The 18,180-nt window shown below is 43.2% G+C and carries 9 protein-coding genes; all 9 read right to left on the reverse strand.

Features of this window, described 5'->3' with window-relative positions; all coding sequences use genetic code 11:
• Positions 1–16 precede the first annotated feature (16 nt).
• The 9 genes from BACINT_RS04940 to BACINT_RS04980 all read right to left on the reverse strand — a co-directional run bounded on the left by BACINT_RS04940 (position 17) and on the right by BACINT_RS04980 (position 18,176).
• Positions 17–1,102 (reverse strand): glycoside hydrolase family 43 protein, encoded by a 1,086-nt coding sequence (locus tag BACINT_RS04940; protein ID WP_007661069.1) that lies wholly within the window; start codon positions 1,100–1,102, stop codon positions 17–19.
• A gap of 41 nt (positions 1,103–1,143) precedes the next feature.
• Positions 1,144–3,177 carry an NPCBM/NEW2 domain-containing protein gene (locus tag BACINT_RS04945; RefSeq protein ID WP_007661070.1) on the reverse strand — a complete coding sequence of 678 codons (2,034 nt, stop codon included), beginning with the start codon at positions 3,175–3,177 and terminating at the stop codon, positions 1,144–1,146.
• Positions 3,178–3,214: 37 nt separating this feature from the next.
• A complete protein-coding gene (locus tag BACINT_RS04950) occupies positions 3,215–5,836 on the reverse strand; it encodes a glycoside hydrolase family 31 protein (protein ID WP_007661071.1) in 2,622 nt (873 codons plus the stop codon).
• A gap of 15 nt (positions 5,837–5,851) precedes the next feature.
• Positions 5,852–7,213, reverse strand: coding sequence for a glycoside hydrolase family 43 protein (locus tag BACINT_RS04955; RefSeq protein ID WP_007661072.1), 1,362 nt, complete (start codon positions 7,211–7,213; stop codon positions 5,852–5,854).
• Between the two features lie 18 nt (positions 7,214–7,231).
• Positions 7,232–9,172: a glycoside hydrolase family 97 protein gene (locus BACINT_RS04960; protein ID WP_044154786.1), complete on the reverse strand. Its 1,941-nt coding sequence runs from the start codon at positions 9,170–9,172 to the stop codon at positions 7,232–7,234.
• A gap of 253 nt (positions 9,173–9,425) precedes the next feature.
• A complete protein-coding gene (locus BACINT_RS04965; protein WP_007661074.1) occupies positions 9,426–11,027 on the reverse strand; it encodes a glycoside hydrolase family 43 protein in 1,602 nt (533 codons plus the stop codon).
• A 53-nt stretch (positions 11,028–11,080) separates the two neighbouring features.
• Positions 11,081–12,466: a glycoside hydrolase family 43 protein gene (locus tag BACINT_RS04970; protein ID WP_007661075.1), complete on the reverse strand. Its 1,386-nt coding sequence runs from the start codon at positions 12,464–12,466 to the stop codon at positions 11,081–11,083.
• Positions 12,467–12,504: 38 nt separating this feature from the next.
• The gene (locus tag BACINT_RS04975; RefSeq protein ID WP_007661076.1) at positions 12,505–14,949 is read right to left on the reverse strand and encodes a glycoside hydrolase family 31 protein; all 2,445 of its coding nucleotides are present in this window, start codon (positions 14,947–14,949) and stop codon (positions 12,505–12,507) included.
• A gap of 131 nt (positions 14,950–15,080) precedes the next feature.
• Positions 15,081–18,176 carry a glycoside hydrolase family 2 TIM barrel-domain containing protein gene (locus BACINT_RS04980; RefSeq protein ID WP_044154870.1) on the reverse strand — a complete coding sequence of 1,032 codons (3,096 nt, stop codon included), beginning with the start codon at positions 18,174–18,176 and terminating at the stop codon, positions 15,081–15,083.
• Positions 18,177–18,180 lie beyond the last annotated feature (4 nt).

The raw sequence follows: 18,180 nt of genomic DNA on the forward strand, positions 1-18,180 counted from the left end.
GTGTAAGTCAGCACCTTCAGTTTTTTCGAGATTCTGTATCATTCTGCACTATTTCTACCACAACCTCTTCTTCATCAGTGTATGGATTTACAATCTCAGCTACTTCAGCAGCAGTCTTCGGCTTCACAGTAATGCCTTCTTTGGTCTGCTCAACATACGCCATACGTCCGTCGGGTAGATAATACAGGTAGTCAATGCACACGCTTCGACGCCCTGTGGCACCGGATTTACTATCTATGGTAAGTATTGCATTATGGTAGAACAGATAGTTTTGTCCCTTGAATTCAATGATTCCCGGATGTATGGTAAAGCTATTTTCTGCCATTCCTGTCAAGACTCCACGATACGTCCATGGGCCATCCATGCTTGGTGCCGTGGCATAGCTAATGGTTTCACGCCCCTTACCCATCGATGCATACGTCAGATAGTAAAGATTTCCACGTTTATGAATCCATGGACCTTCCACAAATTTCGGCATTTTAAGAATCTCTATGTTTCCGTCCAGTTCTGTCATATTGGGTTTAAGTTTCACTAAGAAGCAGGTACCATTACCCCAGCTCATCCATGGTGTGCCGTCATCATCCACTAAAACAGTCGGATCGATATCGTTCCACCATCCACGAGGACCGTTAGGAGTCATATCATCTGTAATAAGCGGTGTACCCCGAGCATCAATGAAAGGTCCCGTCGGACTATCTGACACGGCAACGCCTACTACTTTACTATTATATGGCGCATCAGCCTGCACCGTTGTATAATAATAGAATTTCCCATCTTTCTCTACAACCTGGGAGGCCCATGCTTCTCCAACTCCCCACGAGAAATCCGTAGGTTTCAGCACACAGCCATGATCGGTCCATGTTTTCATATCTTTTGTTGAATAACACAGCCATTCGGTTATGTTAAAGTCCTGTCCTTCTTCAGCCTCATCGTGACCCACATAGAGATACAGTCTACCATTATGCACCATAGGTGCCGGGTCAGCGGTGAACTTATCCGTCACTATCGGATTACCTTCCGAAATAAACTTCACTTCATTACTTTTCTCACCACAAGCGGATAAGATCAGATATAAACTAACAATAAAAAGAGTGTTTCTCATGATAAAAACAATTAAGTAAGTAATTCTATTTTTTTATATTCTCACTGAACCGGTGTAAATTTATAAAGAAGTACCCCATGGGCTGGAACATTGAGAGGCAATGGCTTCCGTCCTGTATCCAAGGTTCTTATATCCTTTTGTCTCCAAAGATCACGCACAGTTTGTTTACCCGTAATATTCAGTTTATCAAAATCACGGAAAGAGATATCAGCCTTTTCGCGGTCGAAATTACAGAAACCAACCGCCTTACTACCATCTTCAAGTTCTTTCACATAAATACGTAATTCCCCTATTGAATATATACATGTGGCTTGTTTACCCAAAGGATCCTGATTAACAGCTATCACCTCATTGTTAGTCAGCAGACTTAGGGTGAAATCATCCATTTTCTCCAAGTCACAACCTATCAGAAGCGGTGCAGAGAATAAACTCCAAAGACTGAAATGGAGATACTGTTCATCAGGTTTAAGCTTGGTTTGGTGAGGATTTCCCCAACCTACAATACCAAGAACCAGCATGTCCGGATCATTCCAGTTACCGGGTTTCGCCCATGCAGCTGCACGGTCTTGAGAAAGAGCAATACCTTTTACACTTTCCCAAGTATCCGTGATATCGTTAGTCGTACGCCAACACTGGCCTCCAACGTCATCTCCCCATTTCCAGACATCTCCCATACCATACTGACACAGGTTATAAACAATGTCCCTGGGCTGCTGACGTAAATAATCACCCATAATCTTAAATGGTTTTCTACCGGCAATTGAATCCCCACCCCCTTGAAATGCCAAGGAAGACACACTGTAAGGATCCTTATCTAAATCACGGTCAAGAACTCCCCCGTAACTGCACCAATCATATTTCAAATAATCAAATCCCCATTTACCATACATATCAGCATCTTGCTTTTCATAACCATAACTGCCTACGCAACCTCCACAAGTCCACGGACCGGGTGAAGAATAAATACCCACTTTCAGTCCAAGTGAATGTATATAGTCCGTTAACCCTTTCATATCAGGAAATTGGGCATTAGGTATGATATTACCCTGATCGTCACGTAACCGTCCACCTCTGGTCCGGTCGTTGGGATCTCTGTGATGTTGCCATGAATCATCTATATTGATATAAGTCCAGCCATAATTCACTAAACCACTTTCAACCATAGCTCTTGCTGCTTGCTTCACTTTCTCAGCCGAGACTTCATGTCCGAAGCAGTTCCAACTGTTCCATCCCATCGGCGGAGTAAGAGCAATTCTGTCACCACACTCAATACGAAGTTTTCTTTCTGCCGTCCCTTTCACATTTTTCGCCTGCAAAACCACTTCAAATGTACCAGCCCTAGTTAGTTTACCCGTAATCAGACCCGTCTCCGGGTGAATCTCCAATCCTGCCGGTAATCCCTCTGCTGCAAATGTCATCGGACGATCGCCTGTAGCCGCTATCTGATATTGGAATGGGGAACCGGGACGCACCCCAAACACAAAAGCCCCATTAATTCTCGGCGTCGCGGGAGCAGGTGGAGTCAGTATATAAGGTTCCGTAGCAATGAATTTAAGTGTAGGAAAACTCTTCTTTCCTTTTGATATAATCTTTGCATCCGCCCAGTCAGCATGATCATAATAAGGCCCGTCACCACCATCAGCAACAATCAGTTCAAGCCTTTTGACTCCATCCAGTGAAACCGAACATAATTTAGGCGCATCTCCCGCCTTTACAATTCCACTGGACCAAAGTCTGGCTCCATCTCCTATTACAACAAACTCGGCAGATGTCTTATGTTCGATGATCTCATCATCCAGCCCTACCTGAGCCGTAAATGATACGGCTTTGCCATCCAATTGAATTGCTATCTCACTGACTGAATGGGTACCTACTCCACGTTCAAACGTTTGTCCTCCGATTGTCAGGGTTTTACCGTCAACCGACTTATTTTTCATAGCTACTCCATTACCTTGAGTCATAGCTGTCAGATCCAAATCATCAAGCCACACAGTATGGGATTGACCACATCCTGTAGTAATGGACGCTATTACAAACCCTACGAGGGCTAAAAACTGTTTCATATTATTCTTCATATTTTAAGATATTTCCAGATCATTGCCTTAAAAAACACTACAGTGATATCACCATTGATTTTCCCTCATAGACAATGCTCTTGTTCACTTTTGGCTGATAAATTCCAGTGCCCGATTCCGGCGTTACAATTACAATATTGAAAGCCATTCTTTCCTTCATTCCTGCAAACGAACCTTTTCTGTCACTGATAGTAAGGGTTTTATCCGAATCATTCCACTTCAGATCAAACGTGCTGAACTGACCTTTCTCATAATTGTAATTGATTCCTTCGTCTTCATAAACAGAATAAGAACCATCAGCCCCCGGATAAATACGGATTTCCCACGGTTGTTCCGTCTCCTCAGCTGCATACTGTTTCTGAGGTCCTAACGGCAATATAGAACCCGCTTTCACAAATAAAGGAGTCTTCATAAGATCCACATTTATATCAGTGAATATCCCTCCCTTATGAGGTGTACCATCCCAGAAGTCTACCCAGCCGGCTGCACATTCCGGAAGATAAACTTTCATTCGGTTAACACCGCTTTCTACCACCGGAGCCACCAGTATAGAAGGTCCGAACATGAACTGATAGTTTTGTTCCAGTGCAAAACGGTCTTCAGGGAAATCCATCACCAACGGACGCATCAAAGTAGAACCATTGAATGAAACCGCAGCATTTTGTGAATAGATATAAGGAAGAAGTCTATAACGTAAATCCAGATATCGGGCAATGATATGTTCCACCTTTTCTCCATATCGCCACGGCTCGGTATTACTCATATAGCCATGCACACGCATCAGTGGGAAAAATGTTCCTGCCTGTATCCAGCGGATCAACTGTTCATGATATCCGGTATTTGTATACTGGTCGCCTGGACGGAAAAAACCACCTGCATCATAAGTCCACCAAGGCAGCCCTGTCGCCATCTGCCCCAATCCCCCTACGATTTGCCGACGTAAGGTTTCCCAGTCATGTCCTACGTCTCCCGACCATGTGGCGGCTGCATAACGTTGCATTCCTGAAAATCCACTGCGAGTAAAAATCATAGCTCGCCTGTCTGAATCATCCTGACGTAAACCTTCATAGATTGTCTTGCTGACATACATCGGATATACATTCCGGTAAACCTCTCCCGGAGTTTGTTCACGATTGATGCGACGGTTCTGCAAATCATCATTCTCCGGTTCAGTGGCATCCTGCCACCAGGCATCAATACCATATTTCAATAATCCGGTACGGAAATTCTGCCAATAGAAAGCCGCTGCGTCCGGATTGAAAAAGTCAATCCAGTCACTGCCCGGTATGTAATATCCCTTTTCCTTGGCTTGTTTTCCCACTTCGGACTGAGCATCAATTTTAGACCATACAGAGATCATCAGACGCACATCCATCTCATGAAGTTCCTTCATCATACTTCCCGGATCAGGATATCTGTCTTCATCAAACTTCATGGCATTCCAGCCATATTTTCCCCAATATTGCCAGTCCTGTACAATTATATCGATAGGCAATTTCCGTTCCCGGAACTCACGGGCATTCTCCAGCAATTCCGCCTGAGTATTATAACGTTCCCGGCAATGTATATATCCCAGACTCCACAAAGGCATCATGGGGGCAGGTCCGGTCAGTTCCCGATAGCTGGCGATCACTTCATCTCCGTTACCAGCGAAAACCGTATAATCTAACATTTGGGCAACCGGGGAACGGAATACAGTCTCTTCTGAAACAGGACGCCAATATAACACAGGTTTATCATTACGTTCACCTTGCACTTCTATATCGTGCTTACCGGCTGTCAGCTCCACAATGGCAGAAGTAGTGGGAGGCAACCATAAATTATTGACATCCATAATCTTTTGTCCGTCAATAACCAGATAATACTTCCGTGCCATTCGTTGTCCCACATCCAGCAACAAAGAATAGCTACCGGAACGAGGTACTTCCACCGAAGCTGTAAACGAATAGGTTTGTCTGGTTTCCCTTACATTTCCACTCGTACCGGTGGTATTTACCGTAACAGCCTCTCCACTTGCATTAGCGGGAGTCAACTCCACAAATTGGTCTGCCGGATTAAAATCTGTCAATCCATAGTTATTCCACAGCAGCCCATAGCCTTTACTTGAAAGAATAAAAGGAATAGAAATCTGCGTATTTACCTGCGTCAAGCGCCGTGTCAATCCTCGGATATTTAGATAACCGTCCTGAAACTGACCTGTACCGTATATATATTCATCTTTCGGAGAAACAAAATGCTGTTCCACCTGATAGGTAGGTTCATTCTGTACAGAAGAAGCTTTCATGAAACGCCCATCAACTTTCTCTTGAAGAATGATGCGCTTATTCGCATCTTTAAAAGTCAAAACTTCCGTACCTTTGTCGAATTCCACTGAAATTTCATCCAGAGATAGAACCAGCGATTGCTTATCTTCTGTAACTTCATATTCAGGAACAGGAAGTTTTTCTGTATAGATAAGCTCTTCCATAGGCGCCGAACCCGGTTGGGAAAACTGTACCCGGACAGCATTTTGATTTAATGGTATCAGCGAAAGCACTCCCTGGTTCAGTTCAAGAACGACTTTCTCTTTTTGCTTTGAAACACATGCCGTATTCAACAAAGCAACACAGAACAACAGGATGATTCCTGTTGTTCTGATATACTTCCTTTTATTCCTCATAGTATTTAGTACAAGTTATTTAGAAAACATCCAATAATCAAAATACATAAGATTGGTAGCAGGCCGCCCCTTTACTATAAAATATAAATCATGTACTCCGGTCACTTTTGTAATGTCAATAGTCCGTAAGTCCCAACGATCACTTCCTCCTGTACGCGGTACCTTCATTGTCCCTATCAATTGCCCGTCGACACCATCCAGACGGATTTCCAGATTTACAGGATCATTATGCGTAGTTCCTATTCTGGCACTGAACTTCGTTGCACCGGTTGCCTTGAAATCTACACCGCGAACACAAGTATAACTACCATTCTTCATTGCCGTAACAAAAACACCCACCTGATCATTTTTGAAAGACTTGAATCCTTCGGAAAAAGCAATAGTCTCCGCTTCCGTTTTTACATACGGATTCAGTGTCGTAATCCCTTTGATAATACCCTCTGTCATCTTCAGTTGAGGAATAGATCCGTCTTTGTTGAATTTAAGCTCTTCCACACATACCGAACGATTGAATCCACCACCTCCGGGCAACTGTCCGTTATGATAGAAAAAGTAAGTTTTACCCTTGAAATCAATAACTCCCGGGTGGATGGTAAACGCTCCGCCACCGGCAGGCATCACTACTCCACCGTATTTCCACGGACCTGTAGGAGTATCGCTGGTTGAGTATCCGATATGCTCGGGCAGCGGACCTCCCGGCCAGAATAAATAATATTTCTTATCCCGTTTATAAAGCCAGGGGCCTTCTTCATACAGAGTGGCTCTCTGGGCATCGCCTTCGCGTTTACCAAACGATTCTGCTACCAAAGGTACACGTACAATATCCCCGCTGTAGGAAATCATATCTTCATTCAATTTCACATAATACAAATTCGGGTTTCCCCAATACATATAAGCTTGTCCATCGTCATCAATAAAAACCGTCGGGTCAATATCTCCCCATTCACTCTGAACCAATGGCTTTCCAAGCGGATCATAGAAGGGGCCGTAAGGACTATCAGCCACTGCCACTCCAATAGCACCTCTGTTATTGATTCTCGAAATCACAGGCACATACATATAGAACTTCCCACCTCTTTCGATACATTGCGGAGCCCAGGCATCCCCTTTGGCCCAACTGAAATCGGTATATGACAGAACAGCCCCATGATCGGTCCAGTTCACCATATCACTCGTGGTATACAATCGCCAGTCGTTCATCGTAAACCAGGTGGAATTATCCTCATCATGGGTAGTATAAAGATATACTTTATCGTTATATACCATCGGAGCCGGATCGGCCGTATAATTTGTCTGAATGATCGGGTTCTGTGCCAGTCCCGAAGTAGCCACCACCGTCAATAGCGATGAGAAGAATAAAGACTTCATTTTATCCATATTGCTTTTTTAGTTTGATTATTCTACAATTAATATTCCACCATTGCAAGGCATTGTCAATTGCAACTCCTGTTTCTTATTTACCTTTACTTGTTTTACATTTCCTTGCAATTCTTCATTATCACTGAATACCCGTACCTGATTGCCAGGCATAAACATCGGCAAGGCAATCTTCAGTTTTACAGTTTCTTTCTGGGCATTAACCCCTGCAATATACCATTTATCTCCATGCCTGCGAGCCATAACTACGTATTTTCCGGGATAGCCATCAATAAAGCGTACTTCATCCCATGTGGTAGGAACTTCTTTCATGAAGCCTATCGCCCATTCCGGAGCATCCGTCAGGTTATTCGGAGCCAAGGCAAAATGTTGCACCGGACTTTGGAACAATACTGCAGTAGCCAAAGCAAACACGTCAGAAGTCATACGCCGGCTTCCGCGCGGAGCATTATCCGAATTATAATATTTATTCAGTGCACTGCCGCCAAAGTCCATACTACCCACCGTATTACGGATAAACGGATGCAGGCAGGCATTGAATGCCTCAGCGTCACAGCTTCCCTGAGAGAAATGCAGGTTTTCACTCGCCAATACTGCTTCACTCGACGCATAGTTAGGATACATACGTTCCCAGCCGCGAGGCAAAGTACATCCGTGGAAAATCACCAGCAACCCGTATTCATTGGCATCAGCAAGAATATCTTCATAGAGTTGCATGGTAACTTGCTTGTCACCGCCAAAGAAGTCAACCTTTATGCCACGTATTCCAATACTTTGCATCCATTTCATTTCTTTACGACGGGCTATCGCATTGTCCATAATGCCACGGGGTGATTGTGGAGCATCATTCCAGTATCCGTTAGAGTTATACCACAGATAGAGACCTACCCCTTTCTGCGCTCCATATTTAGCCAGCTGCTCAATCTTATCATATCCAATCTGCGTATCCCACAATGCATCTACCAATACAGACTGATAACCCATTGCCGCCGAGAAATCAATATAGCGCAACTGCTCTTCATAATTCGTGCTTCCATCCATACCGATAATCCAACTCCAGGAACCTCTGCCGTACTCATATTTGCCGGACGCTGCATATAGTGGCTTTACCACATCAAAAGAAACCGTTGTTTCAACAATCGGAGCTAAAGTTTCGCCCAAAGTAATCGTCCGCCAGGGAGTTTCTCCCGGCAATGCAAGTCCGGGTGCAGTTGTACCGTTTCCGTTCATTTCACCTTCTTGAGGAAAACCGATTGTATACAGGCCATTTTCATGTCCCAGCAAACGGCTTCCGCAGTATTTGCTATCCACACCCGTTTCTGAAATAAGTATCCATCCTTTGTCACCATTACGGAACAGGCAAGGGAAAGTATATCCTTCACCCCATCCATTTTTACCCATGGAATCATCCGCTTTATAGGGAGTTTCGTAGCTGGGCGAAGTGCGGGCAAATCCTCCCATAGGTTTACTCTGCGGACACAGGAAAGTCGTACTCCCCTCAGGAAGCACAAAACCGGTCATTTCCTCTTTCACAACGCAGGACAAGGCCTTCTTCTGAGGATACATTTTATATCTGAAAGCAACATCCCGGTCACTTACGCGAAATATAACATCAAAAGCAACCTTATCTTGCTGGCTAAACTGGTATACAGCTTCTGTAGCCACATAGTGCACATTGCTCTGCTTTATATTAGGCAATGTATAGGTCTCGTCAATTTTGTTCGACCGGACATTCTGTCCCAAAGACATATCCCGGGAAAAATCACCGACATTAGTCACAAGCCCCAAAGGCGAAGAATGAATGAAAGGAGTACCATTATAGCTGACGCTATATGAAGGTTGCCCATTTTTATCGGAGATGGTTACCAATATTTTCCCATCGGGACTTGTAATTTGTTTCTCTTCCGCTTTGATTGCACCGCAAATTAATAGCGCCGCCATAACTAAAAAATGTTTCATAAGTATTAAGTTTTGAGGGAAAGTAGGCAAAAACCGCCACGTCCCGGATATACTTTTGTAAATAGATTTAAAAAACGCCATACGCTCTGTTTTCTAAGTTAGACATGCCCTACAGAGCATTCTGAAAGGGGATTGAGACTTGTGCTAAGTGTCGGGCATACTTGTGCTAAGTGTCAGGGATACTTGTGCTAAGTGTCAACGACACTCTTTAAGAGCTTCCCCTCTTCAGAACATCTGTCATTATTTATGCAAATCAGGAGGTAGAGAAGTCAAAGTAATCAACGTCGATATAACCTCCCAGCGACTTTGTTGCATAGTTGAAGATAGCAAACTTGCTTCCCATAAAGAGCCTTGTATAATCAAAGCGCATTTTGAAATCCGTTCCTATCTTTTTCCATTCCTTATTATCCAGGCTATAATAGAAAGTAGCAATATCGCGTTTCGGCATGAAGTCGCCTTCTATACGCAGATAAATGACGTCCTGATTAAAATCGACTTGTTCTTTTTCTTCTATATCCACACTGGCTATTGCCTTATTGGGAGTATTATCAAAGTTGACAACATTGGTAGACATAACCAGACGCTTTGCATCCCCTTCCTTCACCACTGACAAAAGCCCGGAATGTCCGTTGAATGCGCTGAATCCGGCTACATCCCCATCTTTCATATGAGAAACATCAAGAGAAATGGTAGCACTGCACTTCGGCCCTTCCATACGTTGCGTAATCGTATTCGGAGCTAAATACAGGTTATCAACCACCCGGCTGGTCTTCAATCGCAGATAACCCGGACGTTCCGTCAAAGACCACTTATCATCTACCGGATTATGATTCCATTGCCAGTAGAGTGAAAGCTTCTCATCGCTGAAGTCATCACTTCCAAGTATTCCTTTGGTATTTTCAGTCGGATATATCTCTTTTTCCATCGTCAAGGGTACATGACCGTTTTCATCTCCCAGCATCGGCCATCCATCCACCCAGCGGCAGGGCATCAGAGTAGGCACCCGGCCTATTCCTCCGCGGTCCTGAAAAATAACCCCATACCAGTCTCCTTCTTCCGAGTCAATAATACAACCTTGGCCTACTCCTCCGTAACCGTCAAAATCATGTTCCAGGATAACCTTTTTCTCATAAGGTCCTGTAATCGTGTCAGCACGGTAACATACTTCCCTGCGCACCCGACCGGGAATGCTCCAGTCCATGGAGATCATCAACAAATAGTACTTGCCGTTATACTTCACAACCTGGCTTCCTTCCAATAGCCCCTGTTCGTCAGCATCCCGCTCGAATATCTTCATACTGACTCCATCGGGCTTCACATCCGACAAGTCACTCTTCAATTCCTTCAGCTCACCGGTTCCATAGAATACATATACCCGTCCGTCATCATCAAAAAACAAAGAGGCATCATGAAAATGCTGCGTTCTCGACAATAGTTCCCACTTTCCGGCAGGATCGTCCGCCGTGAATATATACGACCGGTAGGGTACATCGTTTGGTGAGAACAATACATAGAACTTACCGTTATGATAGCGTATGGACGATGCCCATTGTCCGCGCCCATAAACAGTTCCACCAATCAAATCATACTTTGAGTTATCAGTCAACTTATCGAAAACATAACTCACTGTTTCCCAATTTACCAGATCTTTTGATCTCATAACAGGCCCGCCGGGCATCAGGTGCATGGTGGTACTTATCATGTAGTAGTATTCTCCCGCACGTGTAATGGATATGTCCGGTATATCGGCATAAACCACCGGATTACGAAACGTTCCCTTCACCGGCATTTCCGAACCAGAACACCCCATTAGTAATGAAGCAACAGTCAGCCATGCCAACATCATCTTTTTCATGATACAGATATATATTTATTTACGATTTATTTCTAACGCGGTTTCCCGGCCATCTACTTGAATCTCCAATAGTCCATGTTGAACATCTCTCCGTCTCCTCCTCTAAAAACGAGGTACAGATCGTGAACTCCACCCACCTTTTCCACATCGGTAACAAAGGTTTTCCACGTATTCCAGCCACCGGTATTACTGATATCGCACACCCCCAGCAATGTACCGTCAAGGTCATCCAAGCGGATTTCAATCTTTCCTTTGGTTATCGTGGCTGCACGGACTTCAAATGTCTTTGCCCCTTTGCCGAAGTCAACCGCTTTCACTTGAAGGAAGTCCCTGTTATGAATGGAAGTAACATACATCCCGCTTTTATCGTCCTTGGCGGTCTTAAGTCCCTGACTCCAAGCCATTGTTTCCGCCTCAGTCCGCTTATAAGGATTCAATGTGCCGACAGGCTCAACTGCAACACCGTCATCCCACCAGGGCAGTTCCTTGATTGTGCCATCGGGATTATACTCCAACTCGGCCACACATATGGAACGGCGTTCATGATGCTTGTCGGTTATCATGAAGTTCAAACGGTAGTTAAACCCGAACACATAAGATTTACCTTTATAATCAATGATGCCCGGATGGTTTCCGGAGGACTTTCTGTTAGGTTTCATTATATAACCCTTGAATTCCCAGGGGCCTACCGGGCTGGGACCCATTGCATAACCGATACCTTCCGGACAGCATGTACTTGCATAAGCCATATAATAGTGCCCATTCTTCTTGTATGCCCAAGGACCCTCCTGAAAATGATAAGGGTCTTTCTGATTTTCTATCTTCCGGATTAATTTATCTTTCGTGATTTCCCCCGCACAGGATATCATATCTTCATTCAGTTTCACATACCAGAGATTAGGATTTCCCCAATATAGATATGCCTGTCCATCATCGTCTATCAACACACTCGGGTCAATACTGTCATACTCGGCACCGATCAAGGGTTTTCCAAGGGGGTCGGTAAAAGGGCCAAAGGGATTATCGGCAACCAGCACACCGATGCCTCGTCCCTGCACGGGACAATACAAATAAAACTTTCCATTACGCTCGATGCACTGAGGAGCCCAGGCACCATTCTCAAATCCTCCCCAACCTGATACGGCAGGATCTGCCCACTTGAAATTATATAAATTGGCTATGGTTCCATGATCAGTCCAGTTCACCATATCGGTACTGGTGTACAGCAACCATTCTTTCATGCGGAAACCTGCCATTCCTTCGGGAGCATAATCCTCGTCATGGGTAGTATAAAGGTATACCATACCCTTATGTACCATGGGGGCAGGGTCGGCAGTGAATTTTGTCTGTATAATAGGGGTCTGGGCATTCAAATGTCCCAGAGGAGAAGCTATAAACAGTATAGCTACCGTCAATCCGGATAAAATAAGTTTCTTCATTACTTCTGGTATTTAAAAATCGATGTTTCCCAATAGTACTAGAATTTCACACTAACTCTTTTTCCGTTGTAGTTAACCACTTTCTGAGTTCCGTCTTGAAGTACGATTGTGAACTTTCTATTATTCAACATTCCCTTATATGCACCTTTTCGAGCCCCTATGGTTAACTGGCGTGATGTATTATTCCATACGACAGGAATCTCTGTATATGCTCCCAGTTCATAATTATAGTTATCAAATTCATCCTCATAAAGAACAAAAGAACCATCGGCACCGGCATATACTCTCAATTCAAGGTTATCCCACGGTTTTTCCGTTGCATACTGCACTTTAGGACCTATTGGAATAATACTGCCTGCCTTGACATACAAAGGAATGACATCGATAGTCGTTTCCTTTTCTATTTCCTGTCCACCGTCATGCTTTTCATTCGTCCAGAAATCATACCAGGTAGCACCCTCTGGCAAATATACCTTTGCGGACTTAGCCTGCATAAAGTCTACCGGAGCTTTATCCTCAAACTTCTGAGCATTATTTCTATTCCAACCATCATTCTCATTTACCTTCACTACCTTTTCCTGAGTGTACTGCGCACTGACTACCGGCGCTACAAGAATGGATTTGCCAAACATATACTGGTCTTTTATATCCCATACATTCTTATCACCGGCAAAATCCATTACCAAAGCACGCATAAAGCTCGATTGACGTTCAGTCACTTCCCAAGAAGTGGAATATATATAAGGCAACAAAGAATAACGCAGATTAATCATCTTTTCAATAGCATCATATACAGGTTCGCCTTTTTTCCCAAATTGATAAATTTCTCTCGGCGTATCAGCTCCATGCGAACGCATCATCGGAGTAAATGTCCCGAATTGTAGCCAACGTACATATAATTCCTGAAACATTGGATTCTTAGGTGCACTCCCGTCATTCCAACTCTTGTTATAATGTCCGGCAAAGAAACCACCTATATCAGTATTGAAATTAGGATTTCCGGTAAGGGTAAAGTTTAAGCCTGCCGGAATCTGATTACGCAGTGATTCCCAGGAAGATCCGATATCTCCCGACCATACATTGGCTCCGTAACGCTGCTGCCCGGCAAATACGGAACGGGTAAGAATAAACACACGTTTATCGGAAGTTACTGCACGTTGGTTATCATATACTCCACCTACTGTCAACAGCGGATAAGCATTGCGTACTTTACGGAACGAACCCAGATAAGTCTTCGTATTAAAGTCTTCCGGTTTCCAGTCTAAATGGTCAGGTTCTGTAGAATCCATCCACCATCCATCCATGCCTAATTTAAAAATGCCTTCATTCAGATATTTCCAGTAGATATCACGAGCTTTTGGATTATAAGCATCGTATACACGTACTCCGGAGGGATATTCCATATCGGGTGGCCAAGTTTCAAGTCCCGACTGAGGCCATGTAGAGAAGTTAAACAGCATACCTTTCTTATCCAGTTCTCTATAAGGTTTGGTCATTGGTCCAAACGAAGACCAGATAGAAATCAGCATGTGCGCATTCATTCCATGTACATCATTAATCATCTTTTGAGGTTCGTTGAACAACGGATTTTTGAAATCCATAGCATTCCACAAATAATTGTGTCCCCAGTATTGCCAATCCTGAATAATTCCGTCAAGAGGAACACCTAATTCACGATATTTTCTCACCACTCCTACTGTTTCTTCCTGACTTTTATAGCGTTCCTTGCTTTGGAAATAACCGTAAGTCCACAAAGGAAACATGGGTACTTGTCCGGTCAAAGCACGCATTTGTGCAACTACACCATCAGCATTTCCACCATACATGAAGTAATAGTCTATACAATCTCCTACTTCAGATTGAAAAGACGTCCCTTCCGCTTTATCAGCAAAGTTAGTTGGTGAATAATTATCCCAGAAAAGACCATATCCTTTCACTGACTGTACAAATGGAACCACGTCCTCCACATTGCCCTGTACAAGGTGTTTGGTTTGATTACGTTGTGACATTTTTCCATTCTGGAGGATTCCTAATCCATAAAGAGGTTCATCTTTATCTAAAATAAACGATTGCTTGATTGCAAACGTTTTGGTTCCCGCATCATCAAAATCGGTAAACTCGGGCTTTCCTTTTTCACTAAGCAACGGCTCTCCTTTCGCATTAAAGAAAGACACAACACCAGACTCCAAGTTAAGAGTAACCCCCATTTCACTACTTTTCAGTCTTACAATATTGCCTTCCTGAGTAACGGCAGTCTTCACCTTCTGAGGAGTTTCTATTACAGAAAGGCTCTCCTTTGTATACTTCCACCCATTAGGAGATTTTAGTATTCTTACAATTGACGGAGTATAGAATTGCAATTCTACATCTACAGAATTAACGGTCGCCTTAATTCCCTCAGGAATTTGCTGATAATCTTGCCCCGCAAGTGGGATACAACAACACAGCGCCATTAATATTAATACAATTTTAATTGATTTCATGGTATTTATTACATTTAATGATTAAAATTCGCATTCCATAATTTTGTACGATACAAAAATAGCTGCATATCACTATACACCTTTTTCAATATTAGATATTTGACTTTCAATATTAGATAAATTGATGGCTATCAATCATAATATTCCATCAAATAACCATAATAATAAGCTTGATTGCCATCCATTGTATATTCATCCAATGTTCTTGCCCCCCAAGAATCAGCACCTCCTACGCCATGAATATTCAAATCAATATTCACATTCACATAATCGCGTCCGGGTAGTTCATAAGCATGTCTGCTCTTTTCCAAATCTTCCTCACCATACGGCCACACACGAAAGCAGAGCGGTTGCAAGCCTGTCACTTTTATAGTCCGGTTCTCCTTATCATTCAGTGAAAACCAACGGACATCACACCTGTTTGCATTATCCTGTGGAAAAGCATAATCCGTAACAAAACTATTGAGATCCGTTGTATAATAACCGACTAAAGCAGCCGTTTTCCTATCCGGATAGTTCTCAAACTCACCACGACCATACCATTTGACATAATCCATGGAAGAGGGTAAACGCATCCTCATTCCAAACTTAGGCATCAATGGGATCTTTTCTTTTTTTGGTTTATAGAGAGCTTCAACTTGTATCTTTCCGCTCCCATTTACAGTATAGCGCAATTGATAAGCAGCACCTACCACAGGCAACGACATACTAACCTCCACTACAGCCAGCCCATTCTTCACAGAATAATCCACACCTTCGACTACACGTTCACCAGCAGCGTTTCTCCATATTCCTAAACGGTTATTATAACCATTATTCATCTGATTACTGTTCGCCGGTTTCCAGAAATAAGGTTCTAAAGGAGCATATAGAATTTCCGTTCCATCATTTTTCCAACTTGTCAAAGCACCGGATTTCACATCTACGATGAAACAATTCAATCCAGCCATTATCTCAATAGTAGCCTGTGATGCATTCACTTCAACACTTCCCCCTTCCGAAACAATAGACTCCGGTTTGGCCATATTCACCAAAAATTGTTCCTTACTAATAATAAAACCTTTTTCAGCCCAGCATGTACTCTGTTTCAGCTTGGCAAATACATTCAGGAAAAGCTCACCCGATCCCGTGAAAGAGGGAATATCCAAATGATCTCCAGCTACAAGCGGTACTTCTCCCGACTTTACAAGTTCACCATTCTGCAACCATTCATACTCATAATCGAACTCATCCAAAGCCGTAAATTCATACTTATTGGTAAGACGCACCTTATTCGGACCTTCAAGTGAAAAACCAATATTCTGATACACTTTCTGAACCTGATAGTAGTGTGGATGAGGAACACGGTCAGCCCCAATTAAACCATTAAAACAGAAATCCCCATTATTAGGAAAATCACCGAAATCTCCTCCATAAGCCCAAAATTCACCTTCCTTCAATAGCAAAGAACCTGAATTTTCCACTCCTTTCTTATATCCCGGATTTATCTTCTTTGCAATTCCCTGATCGACCCAATCCCAAATAGCCGCACCTGAAACGTGATCATTAGCCTCAATGACATCCCAATACTCCTGCAAATTGCCTACTGAATTTCCCATGGCATGAGCATACTCACGCATAAAGATAGGTTTATCACGTTTTTCCCGGGCATATTCCTTAAATTTTCCGGGAGTATAATAAGAAGGATCATTAAAAGCCGATACAGAAAGATCGGTATCGCTAAAAATAATACGTGAAGCATCTATGGCCTGTATTGTATCTGCCATGGTCTGCATATTGCGTCCGGCACCTCCTTCATTACCCAAAGACCAAAAGACCACACAAGGGTGATTCTTATCTCGTTGTACCAATGCAAGTGCCCTGTCTACATGCGCTAACGTCCATTCCGGGTTATCACCAAGTATTTTATTACCTAAACCATAATCATGACTTTCCTGATTAGCCTCATCCATCACATAGAAACCATATCTGTCACACAATTCATAAAACAACGGGGAATTAGGATAGTGTGCAGTACGGATCATATTAATATTGGCTTGTTTCATCAGTCTCAAATCCTTTTCCATAGTCTCACTGTCCACAAGTCGGCCGGTGCGTGGATGATGTTCATGGCGATTCACTCCCTTCAATTTAACAGGCTGTCCATTAAACTTAAATACATTTCCATCAATCTCGCATTTCCATATTCCTATATGTGATTGAAACTCCTCAACCACCTTCTTACCATCGTAAAGCCTAATTTCAACATCATACAAGTTTGGCTTTTCCGCCGACCATAGCTTCGGATTTTCCACAACAGATGACAAAGTATAGCAGCCTGTGGATGTTGCCGGCAAATTCTTTACAGGAGTGATTAACCGTTTCACAAATCTTTCCTCATTCCGATTCTTCCCTTTTAACAGAACCTCAAGACTCAGTTTTCCCGATTTACTGTCCGACAAGTTTCTTAACCAGACTTTTGCCTTAAAACCGGCAGACGAAAAATCATCTGCCAGATCGGTAGTCAGTGAATAGTCTTTTATATGGATTTTAGGGCGTACCCATAACTCTACCGGGCGATAAATCCCACTAAAACGCCACATATCCTGATCTTCCAGATAGCTGCCATCCGACCAACGGTATACCTCTACCGCCAGACGGTTTTGCCCCTCATTTACATATCCGGTAATATCAAACTCCGCCGGAGCCATAGAATTCTGGCTATATCCTACTTTTTCCCCGTTAATCCATACATACATAGCCGACTTAACTCCTTCGAAGTGCAGATACAATTGCTTATCTTTCATATCCTCCGAAACATCGAAAGTTGTCACATAAGCCCCCACCGGATTTCGATTCTCATAACTAAAAAAATGCTTGGGAGGTTCTCCCGTCACTTTCGGCTGGTCTTTCTTAAAAGGATATGTCCAATTGGTATAAATAGGTTTTCCATAGCCTTGTAACTGCCATGTCCCCGGTACAGAAATGTTATCCCAGCCACTCACATCAAAATTATTTTTATAAAAGTCCGACGGCCGACTTTGCGGATCGGGAGACCAATAAAACTTCCACCTCCCGTTCAAAGGCACAATCTCTTCACACGAGGATTTCCCGGACGGCAACGTCAATGTACTGTGATACTCCTCTTTATTGATATCTACTACGCGAGGATTTTCCCAATCAGGTACTTGCTGTGCACGCATCTGAAAGGTAAAACAAACAGTTAACAGAAATATATAAATTCTCATGTTT

The sequence above is a fragment of the Bacteroides intestinalis DSM 17393 genome (assembly GCF_000172175.1).
Lineage (GTDB): Bacteria > Bacteroidota > Bacteroidia > Bacteroidales > Bacteroidaceae > Bacteroides > Bacteroides intestinalis.